Source organism: Candidatus Woesebacteria bacterium, from assembly GCA_016700095.1.
Taxonomy (GTDB): domain Bacteria; phylum Patescibacteriota; class Microgenomatia; order UBA8517; family UBA8517.
On the sequence record CP065002.1, the window covers coordinates 777,354 to 797,469 of the forward strand.

The 20,116-nt window shown below is 35.6% G+C and carries 25 protein-coding genes; 11 read left to right on the forward strand and 14 right to left on the reverse strand.

The genetic code is table 11. From position 1 onward, the window contains the following. The first annotated feature begins 5 nt into the window (after positions 1-5). Positions 6-818, forward strand: coding sequence for a hypothetical protein (locus IPM62_03935; protein QQS38506.1), 813 nt, complete (start codon positions 6-8; stop codon positions 816-818). A 364-nt stretch (positions 819-1,182) separates the two neighbouring features. Here the strand turns inward: IPM62_03935 and IPM62_03940 are convergent, their stop codons facing one another. The 5 genes from IPM62_03940 to IPM62_03960 form a co-directional block, all read right to left on the reverse strand. Next, entirely contained in the window at positions 1,183-1,464 is a 282-nt protein-coding gene (locus tag IPM62_03940; protein QQS38507.1) for a hypothetical protein, read from the reverse strand. Between the two features lie 146 nt (positions 1,465-1,610). Further along, positions 1,611-1,937, reverse strand: coding sequence for a hypothetical protein (locus IPM62_03945; GenBank protein QQS38508.1), 327 nt, complete (start codon positions 1,935-1,937; stop codon positions 1,611-1,613). Between the two features lie 354 nt (positions 1,938-2,291). Next, positions 2,292-2,804: a hypothetical protein gene (locus IPM62_03950; protein QQS38509.1), complete on the reverse strand. Its 513-nt coding sequence runs from the start codon at positions 2,802-2,804 to the stop codon at positions 2,292-2,294. Positions 2,805-2,875: 71 nt separating this feature from the next. Next, positions 2,876-3,055 carry a hypothetical protein gene (locus tag IPM62_03955; GenBank protein ID QQS38510.1) on the reverse strand — a complete coding sequence of 60 codons (180 nt, stop codon included), beginning with the start codon at positions 3,053-3,055 and terminating at the stop codon, positions 2,876-2,878. 176 nt (positions 3,056-3,231) lie between these two features. Continuing rightward, positions 3,232-4,581, reverse strand: a complete 1,350-nt coding sequence (locus tag IPM62_03960; GenBank protein ID QQS38511.1) for a hypothetical protein — start codon at positions 4,579-4,581, stop codon at positions 3,232-3,234. A 590-nt stretch (positions 4,582-5,171) separates the two neighbouring features. Between IPM62_03960 and IPM62_03965 the strand changes: the two genes are divergently transcribed. Next, entirely contained in the window at positions 5,172-6,200 is a 1,029-nt protein-coding gene (locus tag IPM62_03965; GenBank protein ID QQS38512.1) for a hypothetical protein, read from the forward strand. A 290-nt stretch (positions 6,201-6,490) separates the two neighbouring features. Here the strand turns inward: IPM62_03965 and IPM62_03970 are convergent, their stop codons facing one another. Beyond that, on the reverse strand, positions 6,491-6,886 hold the full coding sequence (locus IPM62_03970) for a hypothetical protein (GenBank protein QQS38513.1): 396 nt from the start codon (positions 6,884-6,886) through the stop codon (positions 6,491-6,493). Positions 6,887-7,550: 664 nt separating this feature from the next. Here IPM62_03970 and bcp point away from each other — a divergent pair. Further along, entirely contained in the window at positions 7,551-8,030 is a 480-nt protein-coding gene (gene bcp / locus IPM62_03975; GenBank protein ID QQS38514.1) for a thioredoxin-dependent thiol peroxidase, read from the forward strand. Between the two features lie 71 nt (positions 8,031-8,101). Beyond that, positions 8,102-8,488, forward strand: a complete 387-nt coding sequence (locus tag IPM62_03980) for a VOC family protein (GenBank protein ID QQS38515.1) — start codon at positions 8,102-8,104, stop codon at positions 8,486-8,488. A gap of 497 nt (positions 8,489-8,985) precedes the next feature. Here the strand turns inward: IPM62_03980 and IPM62_03985 are convergent, their stop codons facing one another. After that, a complete protein-coding gene (locus IPM62_03985; protein QQS38516.1) occupies positions 8,986-9,534 on the reverse strand; it encodes a hypothetical protein in 549 nt (182 codons plus the stop codon). 161 nt (positions 9,535-9,695) lie between these two features. Here IPM62_03985 and IPM62_03990 point away from each other — a divergent pair, with 161 nt between their 5' ends. After that, positions 9,696-9,914 carry a hypothetical protein gene (locus tag IPM62_03990; GenBank protein QQS38517.1) on the forward strand — a complete coding sequence of 73 codons (219 nt, stop codon included), beginning with the start codon at positions 9,696-9,698 and terminating at the stop codon, positions 9,912-9,914. A gap of 128 nt (positions 9,915-10,042) precedes the next feature. Here the strand turns inward: IPM62_03990 and IPM62_03995 are convergent, their stop codons facing one another. Next, entirely contained in the window at positions 10,043-10,552 is a 510-nt protein-coding gene (locus tag IPM62_03995) for a C39 family peptidase (protein ID QQS38518.1), read from the reverse strand. A 130-nt stretch (positions 10,553-10,682) separates the two neighbouring features. Between IPM62_03995 and IPM62_04000 the strand changes: the two genes are divergently transcribed. Beyond that, the gene (locus IPM62_04000; protein ID QQS38519.1) at positions 10,683-10,895 is read left to right on the forward strand and encodes a hypothetical protein; all 213 of its coding nucleotides are present in this window, start codon (positions 10,683-10,685) and stop codon (positions 10,893-10,895) included. Between the two features lie 121 nt (positions 10,896-11,016). Here IPM62_04000 and IPM62_04005 read toward each other — a convergent pair whose 3' ends face one another. Then, a complete protein-coding gene (locus tag IPM62_04005; GenBank protein ID QQS38520.1) occupies positions 11,017-11,649 on the reverse strand; it encodes a hypothetical protein in 633 nt (210 codons plus the stop codon). 137 nt (positions 11,650-11,786) lie between these two features. After that, positions 11,787-12,272, reverse strand: a complete 486-nt coding sequence (locus tag IPM62_04010; protein QQS38521.1) for a hypothetical protein — start codon at positions 12,270-12,272, stop codon at positions 11,787-11,789. A gap of 70 nt (positions 12,273-12,342) precedes the next feature. Here IPM62_04010 and IPM62_04015 point away from each other — a divergent pair, with 70 nt between their 5' ends. Next, the gene (locus IPM62_04015) at positions 12,343-13,065 is read left to right on the forward strand and encodes a hypothetical protein (protein QQS38522.1); all 723 of its coding nucleotides are present in this window, start codon (positions 12,343-12,345) and stop codon (positions 13,063-13,065) included. A 137-nt stretch (positions 13,066-13,202) separates the two neighbouring features. Here IPM62_04015 and IPM62_04020 read toward each other — a convergent pair whose 3' ends face one another. Beyond that, entirely contained in the window at positions 13,203-13,694 is a 492-nt protein-coding gene (locus tag IPM62_04020; GenBank protein QQS38523.1) for a hypothetical protein, read from the reverse strand. 364 nt (positions 13,695-14,058) lie between these two features. On the opposite strand from IPM62_04020, the gene IPM62_04025 reads away from it, so the two are divergent. Next, positions 14,059-14,238, forward strand: a complete 180-nt coding sequence (locus tag IPM62_04025; GenBank protein QQS38524.1) for a hypothetical protein — start codon at positions 14,059-14,061, stop codon at positions 14,236-14,238. A 156-nt stretch (positions 14,239-14,394) separates the two neighbouring features. Here IPM62_04025 and IPM62_04030 read toward each other — a convergent pair whose 3' ends face one another. Further along, positions 14,395-15,222 carry a hypothetical protein gene (locus IPM62_04030; protein ID QQS38525.1) on the reverse strand — a complete coding sequence of 276 codons (828 nt, stop codon included), beginning with the start codon at positions 15,220-15,222 and terminating at the stop codon, positions 14,395-14,397. Between the two features lie 162 nt (positions 15,223-15,384). On the opposite strand from IPM62_04030, the gene IPM62_04035 reads away from it, so the two are divergent. Beyond that, positions 15,385-15,618 carry a hypothetical protein gene (locus tag IPM62_04035; GenBank protein ID QQS38526.1) on the forward strand — a complete coding sequence of 78 codons (234 nt, stop codon included), beginning with the start codon at positions 15,385-15,387 and terminating at the stop codon, positions 15,616-15,618. A 117-nt stretch (positions 15,619-15,735) separates the two neighbouring features. Here IPM62_04035 and IPM62_04040 read toward each other — a convergent pair whose 3' ends face one another. Further along, complete coding sequence (locus tag IPM62_04040; GenBank protein ID QQS38527.1) at positions 15,736-16,683, reverse strand: hypothetical protein; 948 nt, start codon at positions 16,681-16,683, stop codon at positions 15,736-15,738. 132 nt (positions 16,684-16,815) lie between these two features. Here IPM62_04040 and IPM62_04045 point away from each other — a divergent pair, with 132 nt between their 5' ends. After that, a complete protein-coding gene (locus tag IPM62_04045; protein ID QQS38528.1) occupies positions 16,816-18,123 on the forward strand; it encodes an adenosylhomocysteinase in 1,308 nt (435 codons plus the stop codon). A gap of 96 nt (positions 18,124-18,219) precedes the next feature. On the opposite strand, the gene IPM62_04050 is transcribed toward IPM62_04045, so the two are convergent. Beyond that, the gene (locus IPM62_04050) at positions 18,220-18,705 is read right to left on the reverse strand and encodes a hypothetical protein (GenBank protein QQS38529.1); all 486 of its coding nucleotides are present in this window, start codon (positions 18,703-18,705) and stop codon (positions 18,220-18,222) included. A 128-nt stretch (positions 18,706-18,833) separates the two neighbouring features. Between IPM62_04050 and IPM62_04055 the strand changes: the two genes are divergently transcribed. After that, entirely contained in the window at positions 18,834-19,499 is a 666-nt protein-coding gene (locus IPM62_04055) for a hypothetical protein (protein ID QQS38530.1), read from the forward strand. Positions 19,500-20,116 lie beyond the last annotated feature (617 nt).

Below are 20,116 nucleotides of genomic sequence, written 5' to 3' on the forward strand. Positions count from 1 at the left end.
ATTCTATGAGTGACAACGAACCTACATCTCAACTCAATAAAGATATTCCTTTAACCGCAGCACAAACTCATGCACAAGGTGTGATTGAGCGTCTTTCCGATTCCGAAGGTATTCCTGGAGATTTTAAGGATGCCTTAAAAAAAATTGAACCTGACAAAATTCTAACTAGTGGCCCAGAAGATAGGCCAGATTGGAATATAGCTCACGGTCTTGTAATTACAAGACCTGTCGACAACGATCTAAGACGTGATTCGTATTATATGACAATCCACCCAGGTGGAGTATTCATCGCATGCGTTCAATCTACTGTGTCTTTTAATAAAGCAGATGCCATTAAGTGGCTTGAAATAGGAAAAGACGGATCGGTAAGTGAAGGTCAAGTTCCAGAAGGCGAAACTCTACCCGGGATTCTTACTGAAACAGTTGGCAAACCGTTGACTTCTGAATATATAAATGTAACCCTTGATGCTCTGGGCGGTCCCTACATACCTTTTTTGTCCGCACTAGATGATGCCAAGATGCACGCCCCAGAAGACAATGCGTGGGTAAGGGGGTTAATCGAATCATTTAATACAACTGAGGAATTACGACCAATTTTCCCGGGACATCCACACTACGAAGAATATAATAGTGAAGACTCAACCGTTTGGATCGTATGTGCAGGTCCGGGTGGGGTCACTGCGATCGGCAGAAAGGCTGAAATAGGCGGTGTGGGTAATTTTACGGGAGCAATAAGTTATAACCCGGAAAAGCCAAGAGAGGTAACTTTTATTCGCCCCGGTGAAAAAGATGACGAAACCGAGGTGGTCAATTTTTAAACTCTAGTCTTTCTTTTTTATTTTTCCTATCCATATTGCCACACGATTATTGCGTGAATGAAAAATTGTCTTACCACCGAAGGTGTAATAAAAATGTCAAGAACTTTAGTCCGTGAGTTTTGTTATGTACTAAATATTTACAGGAAATCTTATCTTTCTTTAGACCTAGAAACATAATCAACATAAGTACCTTTTTCCTGCCTTGCTATCTCTCGTAGCGTTTTATTAACTCCAATTTCATAATCGGTTAATTCACTATCAGTTGGTATAATCTCTGGTTCAGGCTCTATAATTGAAACTCTAACTGTATCTAATTTTTTTCCATTTGCTCCACGAGGTGTTACTGATAATTCAGACTATCTTTTCATATGTTGATGTTACCCGCCAGGACATTTATACCCACAACCATTAATGACAACATCGTGCTCAATCCAGCCTTATTTAGTTCTTTGTCCGAAGAAAATTTATTTTTATGTGCATATAGCACCAATCCCAATACCACAGCATTTATTGCCACGTTAGCAATTGCCAATTCTGCAGAAACGGTTCCCATGCCCCTATTGAAGTTTGAATACAAAGCAAACGCACCTGCACCAGCATCTATTTTTAGCATTAAATCAAGTGCCGGCGTACCTTCTTTTGACATGTCAGAAATTATACACGATATTTTACTTTATACTTCTTATATTATTTTTTATTTATCCTAATACAAATTACTAGCCATATCTTAGACACGTAGAATTCGCAAAATTAAATATACCTCAATCATAAGTTACTCTGGTAAAGAAGTATTTAGAATGAAATATTACCATTTATTACATTCAGGCCGATCAACACGGCAGTCGTAGCTATATTGGCTATTAACATTTTATCATCTTCACTTATACGAGGCTTCCCAGATGCATAATCTTCACCCACTTGTCGCACTAATAAAACTAAGTTGGTCATAACTGCTGCTATCAATACATAGGCTGCGATATTGGCTGATACTTCAATACGAGGATCGTTCGGAAATGAACTTCTCGTTCTTTCGTAAAGTGAAGCAACATACGCCATACCGGCTCCGACATTTGTTAAAGTGCCGGCCACATGTGGTGACATTGTGTTTTCTTTACTCATAGATATGTGTCAAACAAGGAATTTCACTTGGCATATTGTAAATGATTTTTGTAATTCAGCAAACTTCTCACAGTATTTTCACGCAAAATTTATTTTCTCTTCTTGTTTAGCTGATTTTGTCAATAACCACACTACTTTTTTCGTCTAATACAGCTGAACGAGGCCGGATAGACACATAATTTTCAACCTACGGCTAGATGAGCTACATTCGAAGCATAACACTAAAGAAAAACAAAGTATCGATTACAATTTATAATACCAACGATAATAAAACATTAGCATTATTTACATAGACACAGTAATCAATGAACTATAAGGATTACTAATAGATATTAAATTTTCAAACAACAGTGATTATTTAGATTGGAGTTGTTTTTGTGCCTGTGAGAAAGTCTTGAGATCCATACTTAACATTTTACCATCTACTTTATCGAGAACCTGATACGACTCACTTAGGTCCCAATAATCAACTCCTTTTTCTGTGTCCTTGGAAACCTTATCTGATGTTTGTTTTATCCAGATGTCTTTTCCACTTGCACCACGTAGAAGTTTGTAGCAAATAGCGTGCGGAACCCCCTCTATTTCGGAATACTTCCAAACTCTAGCCAAAACACCCATTTGCTCATCTCTTCCTTGGCTAGTAATTTTCATCTTATCAACAGGCTCATTCGAGTTAAGCGTAAGTTGCACATCATAACCCATTAGTCGATCTGGTGTTCGTGCCCAATAAACATCGTACTTTTTAGTAACAACTGTTTCTCTTGTATGCTTTTGAACAGCACCTCTGCCATGAAGATCTTCTGTTAGCGCTTTGAGTTGACGAAAATCAAACGTATTGGTTTCCAATGGCTGTAAAGTTTCACCCATAAGCAATGATAAATAAGTTTAAACTAAAAATCAATCACCAGAAAGTAGCTAGTTTACTTAATTCTCATTAATCATTTAGTATCATTCTTTCTTGACTCCTCGTCTCTATGGTTTAGATCAACCAGGTGTGGACACCCAATTGACAAGTAGTATGTATTTATTTTTGTTTGATCAGGTTGTTTAGAACCTTTGGGGTAAGCACAAAAATAACTAGGCTCGATAGGAACATCTCTTTTAATTTCGTTCTTCATTTAATAAACCTAGTAGCAATTCCTTATTCAATTATTAGTACTTAATATCCCATATTACACAAGTATTATATTTTTATAATTACCGAATAATGTAATTTTTTCCTGTCAACTTTTCACCCAAGTTTATTATCTTGGCGTAGGTGAAATTAATATACAACTATTGTTTTTTTAAAGTTTTATCCAATAACAAAATAATTGTCTTTTTTGTTTTCTAATACAATTGGATAATCAGAATCATCACCTAGTATATAATTATCATATGCAAGTTTTAGTCTACTCCACGTAGTCCAATCAACTTCTTGTTCACTATAAAAACGCATATTCTCAACTCCTTCTGGGTTGACGGTCTGTGCGGCTTTTTGGGCATAAAAATTCATATGTTCCAACTCATGCATCGCAACAAAGTAAGGATCTTTGGTAGCTGGATCTACCCCTGCTAAAACCTTCCACTCGAAAGTACCTTCCCCATGTGAAGCGAGTCTGGTATATTTTTTTGGATCGGTATAACTTTGGGTCGGATCAAGGTAAATTGGTCTTGTAGGGGCAAACATTTCATCTAAATCTACTTGATGCAAACTGACATTAAAACCTGCGTCGCTCCAATTTTCCGGACCAACCAATATTTGAATGCATTTAATACTTTGCGGTTTTGCCTGCTTTTCACTTATCGCAAGAAATAAATAATCCGTATCCACTGAGCCTCCCTCATCCCCACATCCTTTAGCAATCCCAACTCCACCAACTAAACCCCACTTCACAATCTCATCTGTTGTAATAAATGGCAACAATTGCTCGTGACGCTCAAGCTGTTCATTATCCCCAGGTTTCCAATTTACCTGAAAACGATGTTTTGCCTCGTCTGCCGAAATTAGTGTTTGTAAAATTACTTTATGGTCTACATTTTGTAAACCCAAAAAAGCTTCTTGGGTTAAAGTAGGATTAGTTGTTAATAAAATTTTTAATTTTCTTTCTCCACCTTTTTTATATCGCTCCATTAATCCACCTTCACTAAATGCTGATTGCCTTATATGAAATCCTACATTGGGAGTATCAAATATTTCAATCCCTCGGTCAGCTAGATCTTTTCTACTAACTACATCCTTTGGTAATTTTTTTATTCCTTCGTTTGCAGATACTTCCTTTGGCGTAGGTGTAGAGACTACCTCGTTACCTTGCACACGTACAACCTGAGCAACCATGTGTTCATTTTTTTCATCCGCTTGTCTTTGAATCTCCAAAAGTTTTTCTCTATCAAATTCGCCTTTGTTGTTATTGTCTTCCCAGCTAACGGGAATGCCGTCTATGTACCATACCTTCACTCCATTCTCGTTAAAAACTAATTGTTCGGTTGGAGTAGCTTTTTTGTCTGGAGCAATTGGCGTTGTTGGCAGATTATTATGACCCTCGGCTACTTTATTTAGGTTAATCCCTTTTGTAGCTGCGGCTGCAGCTGCGCTACCAAACAAAATTGTCCCACTAATAATCTTCATAGCAGTTCTTCTATCCATTCCCTTTTCTTCAGCCATAAACTTATTATCTCATATAATATTTTGAGAAAAAAATTATTACGTGAATAGCCATAATAATTATTGTTAAAACCACAATCGATACCACAGTATGTTTACATAGACCGAAGGCTTATTTGAGAAACGTAATGAAAATTACCACTTATACAAATAAACACCATTGTCCATGAAGAAATGTTGGTTAACGAAATCTGACTTTCATCTAATGTAAATATGCCAAGGTCAGAATTGTTACCCCATTTTGTTGTGTTATAAACATCTTTGGATAATTAAGCGCTGTCTCCATACCAACCATAGTGGTATTTACATTATTTCTCCAATCTTCGTTCATTTCAGTCTTTCATCTAATATCCTATATTGTTTTCAATCTCACAATCTGACAAAAAACATCCAGTTTTACTAAACAACTTTATAACAGTAGAATTATTTATAACATGTATTGGGATAGATTCCGTAAATATATAATCCGCAAAAGATATCTAAAATTCGCGCTATTGGGCATTTTGATCATTACTGTATTGCTATTTATTATAACTGCAAATAATTTTTCCACTTTTGTTTTCAAGGAACCGACAAAAGGTGTGCCATCCATGAACCCAATTACATCCCCAACCGTGCCATCAAGCACACCAAAACAAAATAGTAGTTATATAAATATCGATCCGGTTGAAAGTCCAAACGGCAAGTACGTCGCGCTTCTTTATTTTTCCCGAACTGATATGCACGAAAACTGGACAGCCTCACTTAACATACAACCTCGTTCACGCGATTATTATACCGCCGACTCATCAGGAAAAGAACCGATCAGATGGTCGTTTGAAGTAAATGAAAACGATCCTTACATAGATATTCTCACAAAGGAAATTAACACCCTTGGCAAACTAAGAAGCAGTTCCGATCTCACGGGAATAATTACCTGGAACGACTCGAATAATGTGATGGCACTTCTTACTCCCGATAAAGTTGTTATATTTTACTTTGATGTGACAAGTCCATATAGCACACGCTTACAACCGGCTGACAGTAATTCAATCGACTACAAAGAGGCATTGGTATTAAAAAACATTGAAACATTTCAACAACCAGAACTCGGTGAACGCGATAATCAGTCATACCGGATGTTCTTTTCCGGTGACAGTAAGTATTTTTATTTTGGGCCAACCCCAAAACAATCTATATTTAAACTTCATCTTGCAAGCGGTGAAATTACCGAGTACCAAAGTAAGTTCAATCAATATCCAATCCCCAACCAAAGCGGCACAGCGGAATGGAAAGAAAGCGCCAATCTAGACAAAACGCTGGTACTTAATTCAGATAAAGAAACAAAAACTTTCGCTATTCCCGGTAGCGCCCAAATTGATTATCTTGGAAATATCTTGTTATCACCAGATCTCAAACATGCCTGCATTGAATGGGGTAGTTCGGGTTACTGGGGATATGAAATAGTAACTTTGACTCCCGTTAGCAAACTTAAATCCGGTCAACAATATTCTTTCTGCAGAAAATGGATTAATGAAAATGAAGTCATTGTTGCTGAAAGACCTTATCACTTTGGTGGTACTTACTTTTTTAACTATAACGTAATTTCAAAAAAAGAATTGTTTATCGACAGTTTGTAGGTTGATTTAATAAATTGAAGTAGTATTAACAAACCAGGAAGATACCGTTATCACAATGTAAAAAATATTTACCTATGTTTCGAATGCAGATTGGCAAGACTGGCAAATTATAACTATTGTTACAATTTAATAAATATTAATATTGTCGTGTCCTTTGAATCTATTAGTGTATATTTTTCGGCGTTTTTCATCGGACGGAAACAAATTTACTTGGCAAGTGGGATCAATCGTCTTCAAAAAAGTAGACATATTGACCATGAAATCAACCGCGTCTATTGTTGGCGGTTTGTCTAAATCCCTGACGGTTCGGGTATACATGCCATCGAAATTAATTTTTTATGACCTTGTTGAATCTTGTCTGAGATTTTGTTTACCGATTCCTCAAAATGCATAATCGGCTCTACGCTTTTTTCACCTGATTTTGCCAGCGAAGTAAACAAAACAATTTCCCTTTCACCATAGGTAACTACATAATCCATTTTTCGCGGGTACCATCTGTCGAATAATTTTCTTAAAGGTCGTCTTTCGCCAACATGAACGTCATCATACAGACCAACACTTGCTCCAATTTTCTCCAAAAATAGAACTGCATCCGCACCAATTATACTAGTTAAGTAAGCGATATCTTTTTCGTTGGCAGGAGTTCGTTCAAATTTGTTTTGGTTTGGGGTAACTTCTTCCGACATTAATTAATTATAGCGAATTTATAAGGTGCATTTATATGCAACTGGATTGTTTAAGTCTGTCATATTTTTGACGTTAATGAGGTGTATCGAATTAAAAACACATATATTACCGAAAAGATAATAATATGTGTATCTTGAATACTATTAATATAGATAAATTATTGATTAAGCTTATTGACGGTATAGCCTTTGTCAAAAATAAGCAGTAACAATGAAACACTCACCAAACTGGTCACTATACCAATAACAATTTTGTTACTAGAAATGGCGTATGGTGAAATCGAAGCCAAAGTAATTATTAAAAAGACAATTAGCAATCTAACACTTTTTTGTTTGCTAACTACTACCTCATCGGCCAAAAAATACATGGGGATGATAACTAAATCTCGAATCTGAGTGCTCGGTTGTCATAAGTAAAATTATACTCAAGAGATCAATTAATGTTGACTAGCCTTACGGCAAAGGTCGGACATTGTATGGAAAAAGTTAAACTTCCAGAATTTCTATCAATGCTTAATTATAACTATGCAGAAAACGTGTTTAGTTTAAGGGATACTTTGTCATCTCATAAATCAATAATGGACCTAATTCTTACTATTTTTTTGCGACTTGTGTAATGTAAACTTAAGTATTCAAATTAAAAGAAAATTTGTATACTTACAATGTGGCATTACCAAGTCAAAACACTAAAGCTCCCAAATTCTCCTTACCCGATGAGAATGGTCGGATTAACACTTTAAACAAGTATCGCGGAAAGTGGGTTCTTTTATACTTTTATCCCAAAGACGATACACCTGGTTGCACCAAAGAGGCTTGCAAAATCCGTGACAATTTTTCAGAATTTGAAAAACTCAATGCTGTAGTTTTAGGTGTAAGTGCAGATAGCATTGCGATTCATAAAAAGTTCAAAGAAAAGTATACTTTACCGTTTATACTTCTTTCCGATATTGATAAAAAAGTAATTAACGCTTATGGAGTCTGGCAAGAAAAGAACATGTTGGGTAAAAAATATTTTGGCATTGCCAGAACTTCGTTTTTGATTAATCCAAAAGGTAATATCGCGAAAGTTTATGAAAACGTAAATCCAGTTACGCATGCTTTTCTAGTCATAAAGGATTTAATAAAGTTGAAAGATAATTTATGACAGAATGGTCGGACAATGCACGCTAAGAATCGCAAAATTATGAAATAATCATCTTATGCTATAAATAATCAATGCATGTTGGAATAAACCATGTAACCATTGTCGTAAACGACAAAAGTAAAGCTCAATATTTTTATTGCGATTTACTGGGTTTAGAGAAAAAAGTAATTGGAAAATCTTTGTGGGTGAAAGTTGGAAATCAATATATCCATATTAACGAAAATCCAAATCAAATACGAAAGAATACTTTTCACCATTTTGCCATAACAATAGAAGGCTTAATCCCATTTTTACAAAATCTAATCAGTAAAGGTGTTCGAGTCTTTGACACCGACGATGGCACTTCCATGAAAGACACCAATACTAATTTAGATTGTCCCAAACGTAATTACTTTGCTTATGACCCTTCGGGTAATTTAGTGGAGTTTATAGATTCCACTAACAATTTTTTCAAGTAAACGCGATAACTCTAAAAAAATATAATCGTGAGAAGAAATATTTGCAATAGGTCTATTGCAATCTGAGGATGAATTAAATTCAACATCAACAAAAACCATTAATGAGAAGCTTGTTCAAATATTGTCCGTAACAAATAAAATTACTCGAGACGGTAGAAAGATATACATCTTGAGGTTAGATAATGGCACAATTATCGAAATATTGCCTTCATTTTTTACAACGCACAGTAGCACCGAAGAAGTTCACCAAAACATCGAAGAAGTCATATCAAACATAGAAAGCATTTGATTAGAAAATAATCATAATTAAGAAGTTACTGTTTCTACTTTGTATCCAGTCAAGACAATCATTTATCTAAAAATATTTTGTGAACTTAAAGAAATCCAATTTTACAAGTAACCAAGAAGCCTTCAAAGACGGGCAAAATGCCGCATTAGTGTGAAAAAACAAGATGTGGATAAGTGCAGGACTTATTTAGCCAAAGCTCCCAAGCTATTCAATAATATTTTCCTAGTACTTCAAAATCGTGTTTATCTTGAATCCTGAGGTCTTGACCTTCTTTAAAGTGCCTTTTCTTTTGATCTAATACTCTTAACGGATTTTCTATTCTAATTTTTATACCTTCAAACTCAACTGTCTCATTTTCATACCATTTTCTATGTGCATCAACATATTTCCCTTCTTTATTTATTTCCAGAACACCATTTGTTAATTTGAACGGCCACATATCAACAATTTCCTGACAGTCTTTGTCAAGCACTTTACACGTTTCGGGATAACTATCAGAGGCAGGCTCATCAATTTTGTATCCGTTTTCCACGAACCAACTTTTCCACCATTCATAGTCATCTAACATCGGATGAAAATCAATATCATGATGATTTCTAGTTACTTTACCTACATATAAATCAATCGCCAATCCTCCACCTATGAAATACTCCTTGGTATAGTTTTCAGCCGTCTTTGAAATCTTTTTTGCCAACTCAAACAAACTAAATGTATATGTATCTATTTTTGTATTTTTTGCAAATCTTGTATTTGGCATATATGAAGTATATCAGAGGTGAATAACATGACGGGTAAAATATCCTGCCATTCTGAAATTTCAATGTAAGGTGGGAATGAGTTTAGAACCGGATTCGCCATTTAGACATACTACTGCCCATTCATCTTGACCGAAAAGATTTCATATGGGAATATGGGATTATGAGTGATACAAAAATACTTCAAGCAATTCTTGATGGACAAAAATCTATTCGAGACGATATTAAAAAAGTAGAAAAGAAAGTGGATAACAATGGGATGAGAATAGATAAGCTAGGATTGCAAATCGCAGATTTGGAAGACGACGCACCTACAATTGAAGAGTTTGATAAACTTGAAAAAAGACTAGAAAAGGTGGAAGAAAAAGTCGCTTCTTTGTAAAAGTATTTCATTGCTTCAGATTGATAATTGTAGTGGGCTAAATGCATTGTCCTGAGCATTGCCGAAGGTGGATGAGTTTAGAACATATTTGAAATCATGATCCACACACCCACAATAAACACTGGATATTATTTATAAATCGCAATTATTTGCCTGATGATTAAATCTTCCCATTTTTCAATGAAGTTAGAGGTGTAATCAAACCAAACTCTATAGAAATCTTCTCGTTTTATTTTTCGCACTCTCCCCACTTCCGGGTCTTGTAAATAAATACTCGTTTCATCCAAACCAATTATGACTGAATAGTGTCCATCTGCAACTTCATCTTCTGGGTAATAATATCGACCCCTAGTAAACCAGTTAACTATTACAGGTACTCCTTTCTTAAGCCAACCCAAGATATCATCAAAATTAGACTCATTTTTTATTTCTACCCTAAATCCAAGTGATTCAGCAGCTTTCTTCATAGATTTGTCATCTGTACCCAAGTCAGCATCTCTATTGCACAATTTTGCTAATTCTTTCTCGCTTTTTTTCATACCGTAATAATTTAGTACGATCTTCAGCGAAGCTGGACCACAGTAACCACCTCCAAGAGTTTCTTGAAATGATTTAACATCTAACATTATATTTTTCATAATTTCTTTATCATTATATCTTTAAACACCTCCTGAAGTTTAAGTTCTTTACAACTTTTACTGGCAACGATCCTGGATCCTGTTACCCATTCATCTTGACCGAAAAGATTTCATATGGGAATATGGGATTATGAGTGATACAAAAATACTTCAAACTCTTATCGATGGACAAGTAAAACTTCAAAAACAAATTGAAGATGGATTCAAACAGGTAAATACAAGACTTGACATAATCGGTTCCGATGTTGCACATCTTCAGGATGATGCACCAACGGTTGACGAATTTGATCAGCTTGTCGAGAGAGTATATAAGGTTGAGAAAAAAGTAGCTACATTTCAGTAAACCCTCATTTATTTATAAAAGTTGTGGCAGATAAAATTTCGTGCCACATCATGGCTCTGGCAAAGTATGGGGGTGAGTAGAAAACCGGTTTGGCTATATAATCCCCACTCTTACTCACTTTTTATAAAATGATATTTAATCTTAGGATTGCCATAGTGAGTGATAGAAGACCAAACAGTACTAGCTCTAGGAAATTATATTTGAAGTATTTCCAGAGCAGCGGATCATTCCTCAATGAAAATACTTTGGCTATATATCTCCAATAATAGAAATCGACAATTAATAATACAGAGTAAATAATTAAACCACCGCTGGATAAGCTGTTAAAATAATCTAGCACGATTGCAAATACCAATATCAGCAATCCTCTTGAGAAGAAATATGAGGGTACCAAAAGTACAAAGCTCATAACTTTCATTAAACCCGATAACTGATTCCATTCAGTAGAGTTGTCTTTTGTTTTTGCAAGCCTTAGCGTAGGAATGAGTATTATAGAAATTGATAACAAGATAGAGTAAATTTGGTTCAATCCCCTACTAACACTTAAACTGTAGTAAGAAAGTACGAGTATATAGTCTAAGAATATAAAAAATCCTAACACTGCAATAAACGAAGGAACCAACAATATTATTATGAAACGTTCACGTTTTTTCTTCTGTTTTTTCGTGAGCCAGTTGTTTATATTGGTATTTTTTGCTAAATAAAAAGCTAAATATAAAGTAAAAAATGCCCCAAGTATAAGAACAGCATCCATAAAGGAAGTATACCAGAAGTTCGAACCAACACAGGTGTCTATACAATTTTATGTAATTTCTGAAGCTAAAAACGAAGCGGGACTTAGTGCCTGCCCGCTTTTAGAGGGAACGATGTTCGAACCTATTTACATAAGTATTAGCAAAAACCTCTCAGATATTTTTCGATTGTACCTAATCCCATTTCTTTTCGAAGTCTATTTAATTTCTTCTTATCTGTTACTTGATATAATTCCCATCTATTAGTCTTTTTGTCAAATGACACTTGTGTACCATAAATCTGCCTTTTCCCTTCATACATTAAAATTCTATCAGTTAAAAATGCTATATTTTTTAGGGCAATGTCATTTTTGTGTTTCAGCATCATTTTGAGATAAGCTTTTTGGAATTTCAAATCGGGTGAGTGTTGTACCAAAAGCCATGCATTACACGAAGCCTTCTTGCCCACTTTTGAGATAGTTGGCAGTCCGATATCTGCGACTATGCTCTTTAATCTTTTGGTGTTTTCTCTATCAACTTTATTTATTTTATCCCAAAGTGTTTTTGAATCTTCGCTTTCCAACTTTTTTCTCAGCTCTTGGTCAATTTTAGCCAAATCATTTATTTCAGCAGCATGCCATTTCATACTTGAAGTATATCAAAAGCAATTAAGAGCGGAACTCATCACACAAGCAACTTGAGAGCGTAGTTGTTGTTTGCAAATAAACAGTGAGGTTTTTGTTTATCCGGCAAACAGTGCTACACTGAATAACAATGAGGAAGGGCTTTGTCCATCTTTTGACACCAATTGTTCTTGTTTTGATTGTTGTAGGTGCACTTTTTATCTTAACAGAAATAAATCTAATCCAGATAAATTAACTGATATTCAAAACGATACTGAGATGGTTGTTGAGAAAACGGACATTGACCCACAACCCGAAACCACTACGCCAACTGGTCAAAGTGTCAAGTTACCAAAAACAGTTAAACCATCACCAACCGCTGCACAGAACTCATCAAACAGTAATACTAACACAAAACAAAATCCAACTAGCACTAGCACCCCAGCACCTACTTCTACACAAATAATTACTAGTTCGCCAGCAACACCACCCACGACTGCCCCAAAGAATCAGATGGGATATGTATTTAGTAAAAACTCGATTGACACTGTCGTAAATAACACCGGTCAAGTGTATGGAGTACTTTCATTCACTTCTACAGGATCCACAAGTTTTCTGTTTTCAGGTACACCACAGTATCAGGGAGGCATAAATTGGCGTCCAGCCTCAGGAGCAAACTATGCAGGCCAAACAATACAACTAGAGATACAAGTGTTTAGCAACGTTCCTGAAGGTGTTTATGAAGGAACAATGACCTTTACTGACAAAACTACGGGAATAACAAAAGATTTCTCTACGAAACTCACCGTTCTGTAGCCAGTCTGATATTCGCACCGCAGTCGAACAAACAAGATGTAAAACCTTCCTCAAATTTTGGCAAATCGTGAACTAAAGTTGGCATGGCTTAGTGCCTGTCCGCCCTTGGATGGAACGATGTTTGAAACTGGTATTTATTATCTGAGAAGTAAACTTGGAACTCTAAAACTCCATTTACTAACCCCGAATCTGCAGCTTGAAATTTTCTTTTTTGCTGATTTTAAGTCTACAAGATTTTCCAACGCTAATAAGTCATTCATCCTTTGTGCTTCTTTAAACTTTACTATCCGTCCAATTGTATTATTTAATATTTTCTTTATTCCCCAGAGAACGTCTATATTTAATGTACTAAAAGATACATTTTCAAAGTTAGATTTCGATAAGTACTTTGCAGGGATTTTAACCCAAATTTTAGGATACAAATCAAATTTTAATGTATCTCCCTCGTATTCAAAATATGTAGACAATATCTCTATGGCAATACCGTCTTTCGAAAAGCGGAGATATCTCGACTTTGATTTTTTAACTAACGCTTTATAGAATGGCATTCTTTTATCTATAAATGTACTCAACTTGAACCCAAGTCTTAACAAAGATTTTTTTACGTTCAAAACTTGTTCTTTGTCCATAATAATATCAATATCGTGTATTTGTCTTGTATAATTAATCTCATTTGTATAAGAGAGAGTTGCTACAGAACCCAATACCAAATACTTTTCTGATGGAATGTTGGAAATCACTAGTTTTAAAACGTTTGCATAATCAGAGTTGTCTATTAGCGAAGTATATCAAAACTAAAGCATTGAGATAAGTTTGAGCTAGAACTAGTTATACAATAAACCATTAATTTCTGAGACTAAAAATTGAAGCGGGCTAAATGCATTGTCCTGAGCATTGCCGAAGGGGGATGGGTTTAGAACCGGATTCGCCATTTAGACATACTACTTACCGATTTATCTTGACCGAAAAGTTTTCATATGGGAATATGGGATTATGAGTGATACAAAAATACTTCAAGCAATTCTTGATGGACAAGTTCAAATTCGTAAAGATATAAAGTATGTTGAAGAAAAACTTTCCAAAAAGATAGACGAGAATGGATCGAGAATAGATAAACTCGGATTACAGATTGCCGAGTTAGAAGATGACCTGCCCGCAATGCTAAAAGCATAGCTTCTGCAGGCGGGTGCTCCAACAATCGAGGAATTTGATGAACTGGAAAAAAGAGTAGAAAAAGTGGAAAAGAAAATCGCTTCTTTGTAAAAGTATTTCTTTACTTCAGATTGATAATTACAAAGTGACTTAGTGAACTATCTTAAGATCTTCCTTTTAATATTTCTCAAATGAAAGCGTATCAAAAAAATGTTCTAATTCAACAAACGCCGCTTCGAGTCTCATGTTTAATTCTTTCTCGTCTATATCAAAATAATCTACTTCTTTACTAAGTGTAAAAAAAACTTGCCTATTACTTTCGCTGTTAATTGTATGAAACTCCATTCTTACGCCACATACAGACTTTGGACACGCTTTATATTTTTTGATTACATTTATACCAACATCATTTATATATGTTTTATCAGGTGAGATGTTTTCTGGGATTCTCCAAGAAACATATTTTTCACCAGACACGAAAGGTCCACCCTCGTAGCCATCTAAAATTGGGAAATCATAATAAACACCTGAAGGTGATCTTGTGTTTAGTAATCTATTGGGCAATAGGGGAAGTTCCACTTCATTTTTACTTGGATCAATACCGATAGTCCAACTATTAACGCTTATATTACTCTTTAAATATATTTGCCTTTTTGTAATTATTGCTCCGCTATATTTATATTCAGTTTTCTCCATACTTACATCCACAAATTGTGGCGAATAAATTCCGAAGTCTGTGAAACTATATATTTGTTCATGAGGTTGACTCATCTCAGCAAGATTTCTAGGCATAATCGCTGATGGTTGGTTGATTGTTTGCTCATCATTGTCCCAAGGTCGTCTGGAAAATGTAGAACTTTTTAGTGTATTCTCCACTTTTTGAAGAAATATATATGAAACTAAAACAAACGTAAATACTCCCATAGTCAATAAAATAATAGGTATCAAGTGAATATTTTTAGATTTAGACTTTGATAGCCTGAATAATTTGTTAACTTTCGGCATTTTTATAGTATATCAAAAGCGAAAAATCATGGCGTGCTAAATGCCCTGCCATTCTGAAATTTCAATGTAAGGTGGGAATGAGTTTAGAACCGGATTCGCCATTTAGACATACTACTGCCCATTCATCTTGACCGAAAAGTTTTCATATGGGAATATGGGATTATGAGTGATACAAAAATACTTCAAGCAATTCTTGATGGACAAGTTCAAATTCGTAAAGATATAAAGTATGTTGAAGAAAAACTTTCCAAAAAGATTGACAAAAATGGATCAAGAATAAATAAACTTGGATTACAGATTGCTGAGCTAGAAGACGGTGCACCAACGGTTGACGAATTTGATCAGCTTGTCGAGAGAGTAGATAAGGTTGAGAAAAAAGTAGCTACATTTCAGTAAACTCTAATTTATCTTTTATAAAAATCATGACGGGTAAAATACCCTGCCATTCTGAAATTCTAATGAAAGATGGGGGTGAGTAAAAAACCGGTTTGGCTATATAATCCCCACTCTTACTCACTTTTTGTGTTTTATTAAAGAATGTACTTTCGATAGATCTCGACCTGGCAACATGAGAGTTAGATCATATTCACCAGCTTTTAGAGTATTAGAATTTTCAAGCAATCTATCACCATATGGTGATTTTTGTGTTTCAATTGCTACCGGTTCTGTTACACCAAGGTCAGCTAAGCCCTGTAAAAATCCAGTGTCAACAAGCTTTACGCGACTATCACTGTTTTCCACGCATTCTGTTGTTAAAGAATTAACAGTCAAAACATTGCCTGCATATCTTTTTTCAAGAAGACCTGCAACGCTGGTTTTTATTGGACCGGGTATCTCTGGTTGACCAACGAAGTGTGGTTTTACTGTCTGCATCGGCATTCTGTATGCATGTGCTCGACCTGCGATTAATATATGCACCCCTTCCACTTTGTTTCCGAGTATGTTTTCTACTCTAGTAATCCAATCTGCGTCTCTGTCAGTTTTTGATTTATCATCAATAAAAACGACCTCAACACCGAGTTCGTAACACTTACTTACGAGTTGTAGCTTATAGTTGTGTCCGATAGAGTCTTTACGTAGACTATCTCTAGTTAGGTAGTCTTTTAAGGATTCTGGCATTACTCCTGTTTTGAGATAAGCTCTCAAATTTTCTGATTGGCTTTCGTCTTCTTCTAAAAAAACTGTTTTAAGGTCATGTTTTTTCGCAACACTTTCAACAAGTTCCACTTCATGCATCAGCGTTCCCTCGCCGTGATGATGTGCTTCTCCATATACAACAATTCCATTCCCGTCATGCACATCTATCCAATTCACAATTGCATCTGTCGGATTTTGCAGTACTTCTCTTCGGAGTGGAGGGTATGGAATTGAATTTTCTTTAGCAGTGACTAATTGTCTAACTATTTCAGGTATTACAATTGCGTACTGAAGTTGTGGTTCTAAATCAGTTACTTCGTTCATAACTAAATTATATCAAAAAGGGGCTGGACTTAGTGCCTGCCCGCCACTGGAGGGAACGATGTTTGAAACTGTTATTCTTCAGTGACATACACAAGTTTTGTACAATTATAGGTAAAATGTGTAAAATACCTCATGGACTATTACGTTAAAGACATTTCACTTGCAGAAAAAGGTAAAAAGGCTGTTGAGATCTCATTGATGGACATGCCAGGTTTAGAGGAGTTGGCTAGATTGTATGAAGATAAAAAACCACTAAACGGAATTAAAATCACAGGTTGTGTAATAGTAACCTATGAAACGGCAGCATTTATACTGCTTCTAAAAAAATTAGGTGCAGATCTCCGTTGGTGCTCAGATAATAAGTATGCCTCACTAGACGATGCCTGTGCTTTTGTTGCTTCAAAAGGTATACCTATCTTTGCAACAAGCGAACTAACAGATGAAAAATATGAGTGGTGCTTTGAACAAGCTGCTAAATTTAAAGACAAAAACGGGAATACAGTTTGGCCAGATATCACAATTGATGATGGATGCGATATCACTCGATTCTTACACGAAAAGTACCCAGAAGCATATGAAACAATATTGGGCACTTGCGAACAGACAACCTGTGGAGTTAACGCCCATTATAATTTAAAAGGGGAAAAAAGACTGAATACGGCAGTTATAAACGTGAATGAATCTGTTACTAAATCTAAGTTCGACAATATCTATGGAAGTAGAGAGTCGTTAATTGAGGGTCTTCAGTCAAGTATAAATTTACAGATTGGCGGAAAAAAGACTGTAATTTATGGATATGGTGAAGTAGGAAAAGGGTGTGCAAAAGTACTTCGAGGTTTGGGGGCAAACGTTCACATCGTGGAAATTGATCCCATAATTGCCATGCAGGCATATATGGAAGGTTTTAGTGTAGTAAATAGAAACGAGGCTGCTGAGATTGGAGAGATATTCGTGACCGCAACAGGATGTGTTAAGACAGTTGCAAGAGAAGATCTTCAAAAAATGAATGACGGAGCTGTACTTATGAATATGGGTCATGGAAATATGGAAATAGATACAGATTACCTTCTTCGATCTAGGGAACATATTGTCGAAAAAATAAGCGATAATTTACAAAAGATAACGTTAAGTCCAGACAAACGACTTTATTTACTTGCGGAGGGGTATTTAGTAAACCTCGTTGGTGGTGACGGGCATCCACCAAGAGTAATGAGTATTACATATACCAATCATATTCTTGCAATATTGGATTTATTAGGTAACAAAGGGAAATATAAAAAGGGAGAAATATATCGTTTACCAAGAGAATTAGACGAGAAGGCAGCCAGACTCAACTTCCCTGGCATTAGTGGCAAGTTGACTATACTTACTGACGAACAGGAAAAGTATCTCGGCGTTAAGAAAACAGGACCTTATAAACGAGAAGATTACAGATACTAATACAAGACAATAAAAAGTTCGTAATTATGACCTTTGCGGGACTTAGTGCCTGCCCGCTTTTAGAGGGAACGATGTTCGAACCTATTTACATAAGTATTAGCAAAAACCTCTCAGATATTTTTCGATTGTACCTAATCCCATTTCTTTTCGAAGTCTATTTAATTTCTTCTTATCTGTTACTTGATATAATTCCCATCTATTAGTCTTTTTGTCAAATGACACTTGTGTACCATAAATCTGCCTTTTCCCTTCATACATTAAAATTCTATCAGTTAAAAATGCTATATTTTTTAGGGCAATGTCATTTTTGTGTTTCAGCATCATTTTGAGATAAGCTTTTTGGAATTTCAAATCGGGTGAGTGTTGTACCAAAAGCCATGCATTACACGAAGCCTTCTTGCCCACTTTTGAGATAGTTGGCAGTCCGATATCTGCGACTATGCTCTTTAATCTTTTGGTGTTTTCTCTATCAACTTTATTTATTTTATCCCAAAGTGTTTTTGAATCTTCGCTTTCCAACTTTTTTCTCAGCTCTTGGTCAATTTTAGCCAAATCATTTATTTCAGCAGCATGCCATTTCATACTTGAAGTATATCAAAAGCAATTAAGAGCGGAACTCATCACACAAGCAACTTGAGAGCGTAGTTGTTGTTTGCAAATAAACAGTGAGGTTTTTGTTTATCCGGCAAACAGTGCTACACTGAATAACAATGAGGAAGGGCTTTGTCCATCTTTTGACACCAATTGTTCTTGTTTTGATTGTTGTAGGTGCACTTTTTTATCTTAACAGAAATAAATCTAATCCAGATAAATTAACTGATATTCAAAACGATACTGAGATGGTTGTTGAGAAAACGGACATTGACCCACAACCCGAAACCACTACGCCAACTGGTCAAAGTGTCAAGTTACCAAAAACAGTTAAACCATCACCAACCGCTGCACAGAACTCATCAAACAGTAATACTAACACAAAACAAAATCCAACTAGCACTAGCACCCCAGCACCTACTTCTACACAAATAATTACTAGTTCGCCAGCAACACCACCCACGACTGCCCCAAAGAATCAGATGGGATATGTATTTAGTAAAAACTCGATTGACACTGTCGTAAATAACACCGGTCAAGTGTATGGAGTACTTTCATTCACTTCTACAGGATCCACAAGTTTTCTGTTTTCAGGTACACCACAGTATCAGGGAGGCATAAATTGGCGTCCAGCCTCAGGAGCAAACTATGCAGGCCAAACAATACAACTAGAGATACAAGTGTTTAGCAACGTTCCTGAAGGTGTTTATGAAGGAACAATGACCTTTACTGACAAAACTACGGGAATAACAAAAGATTTCTCTACGAAACTCACCGTTCTGTAGCCAGTCTGATATTCGCACCGCAGTCGAACAAACAAGATGTAAAACCTTCCTCATATTTTGGCAAATCGTGAACTAAAGTTGGCATGGCTTAGTGCCTGTCCGCCTTTGGATGGAACGATGTTTGAAACTGGTATGTCCAGAACTAGTAACCAAAGAGTAATATACTTTTTGCTTTGAAGTGTCTCTTTACTTCCTTACGGGTGAAAAAGTATAACTCAAAGGAATTAAAGAGTAGGATAAATACTTTTACAATTAATTCCTTAATATTTTCTGGGAAGGTGAATAATTGGCTAATTAACCCAAGTGAAGCTAAAAAGAATATTACAGAAACAACCCAAGGCTTTCTCTGATTGAGTCCCATATATATTGATCCTCCCATAATTATTCCCAATACGCCCGTCAACAAACTAATTCCGAAGTAGAATGAGCTGCAATAGAAATAATACCAAAACAGAACATGAACAGGTAGAATGCACGTATAACTTTTAATAACTTATCAATAGCATTTTCAGAGAGTTTCATAACTCGTATTTCGTATATCAAGAATAATTGGTCCCAACAAGATATACATTCCTGAGACTAATAATCGAAACAGGCTTTAGTAGATCAGATTGATA

Bases quoted from the DNA above. Each gene is read 5' to 3' on its own strand.
- IPM62_03935 (QQS38506.1), top strand. From the start codon at position 6: ATGAGTGACAACGAACCTACATCTCAACTCAATAAAGATATTCCTTTA.
- IPM62_03940 (QQS38507.1), bottom strand. From the start codon at position 1,464: ATGTCAAAAGAAGGTACGCCGGCACTTGATTTAATGCTAAAAATAGAT.
- IPM62_03945 (QQS38508.1), bottom strand. From the start codon at position 1,937: ATGAGTAAAGAAAACACAATGTCACCACATGTGGCCGGCACTTTAACA.
- IPM62_03950 (QQS38509.1), bottom strand. From the start codon at position 2,804: ATGGGTGAAACTTTACAGCCATTGGAAACCAATACGTTTGATTTTCGT.
- IPM62_03955 (QQS38510.1), bottom strand. From the start codon at position 3,055: ATGAAGAACGAAATTAAAAGAGATGTTCCTATCGAGCCTAGTTATTTT.
- IPM62_03960 (QQS38511.1), bottom strand. From the start codon at position 4,581: ATGGCTGAAGAAAAGGGAATGGATAGAAGAACTGCTATGAAGATTATT.
- IPM62_03965 (QQS38512.1), top strand. From the start codon at position 5,172: ATGAACCCAATTACATCCCCAACCGTGCCATCAAGCACACCAAAACAA.
- IPM62_03970 (QQS38513.1), bottom strand. From the start codon at position 6,886: ATGTCGGAAGAAGTTACCCCAAACCAAAACAAATTTGAACGAACTCCT.
- IPM62_03980 (QQS38515.1), top strand. From the start codon at position 8,102: ATGCATGTTGGAATAAACCATGTAACCATTGTCGTAAACGACAAAAGT.
- IPM62_03985 (QQS38516.1), bottom strand. From the start codon at position 9,534: ATGCCAAATACAAGATTTGCAAAAAATACAAAAATAGATACATATACA.
- IPM62_03990 (QQS38517.1), top strand. From the start codon at position 9,696: ATGAGTGATACAAAAATACTTCAAGCAATTCTTGATGGACAAAAATCT.
- IPM62_03995 (QQS38518.1), bottom strand. From the start codon at position 10,552: ATGAAAAATATAATGTTAGATGTTAAATCATTTCAAGAAACTCTTGGA.
- IPM62_04000 (QQS38519.1), top strand. From the start codon at position 10,683: ATGAGTGATACAAAAATACTTCAAACTCTTATCGATGGACAAGTAAAA.
- IPM62_04005 (QQS38520.1), bottom strand. From the start codon at position 11,649: ATGGATGCTGTTCTTATACTTGGGGCATTTTTTACTTTATATTTAGCT.
- IPM62_04010 (QQS38521.1), bottom strand. From the start codon at position 12,272: ATGAAATGGCATGCTGCTGAAATAAATGATTTGGCTAAAATTGACCAA.
- IPM62_04020 (QQS38523.1), bottom strand. From the start codon at position 13,694: ATGGACAAAGAACAAGTTTTGAACGTAAAAAAATCTTTGTTAAGACTT.
- IPM62_04025 (QQS38524.1), top strand. From the start codon at position 14,059: ATGAGTGATACAAAAATACTTCAAGCAATTCTTGATGGACAAGTTCAA.
- IPM62_04030 (QQS38525.1), bottom strand. From the start codon at position 15,222: ATGCCGAAAGTTAACAAATTATTCAGGCTATCAAAGTCTAAATCTAAA.
- IPM62_04035 (QQS38526.1), top strand. From the start codon at position 15,385: ATGAGTGATACAAAAATACTTCAAGCAATTCTTGATGGACAAGTTCAA.
- IPM62_04040 (QQS38527.1), bottom strand. From the start codon at position 16,683: ATGAACGAAGTAACTGATTTAGAACCACAACTTCAGTACGCAATTGTA.
- IPM62_04045 (QQS38528.1), top strand. From the start codon at position 16,816: ATGGACTATTACGTTAAAGACATTTCACTTGCAGAAAAAGGTAAAAAG.
- IPM62_04050 (QQS38529.1), bottom strand. From the start codon at position 18,705: ATGAAATGGCATGCTGCTGAAATAAATGATTTGGCTAAAATTGACCAA.
- IPM62_04055 (QQS38530.1), top strand. From the start codon at position 18,834: ATGAGGAAGGGCTTTGTCCATCTTTTGACACCAATTGTTCTTGTTTTG.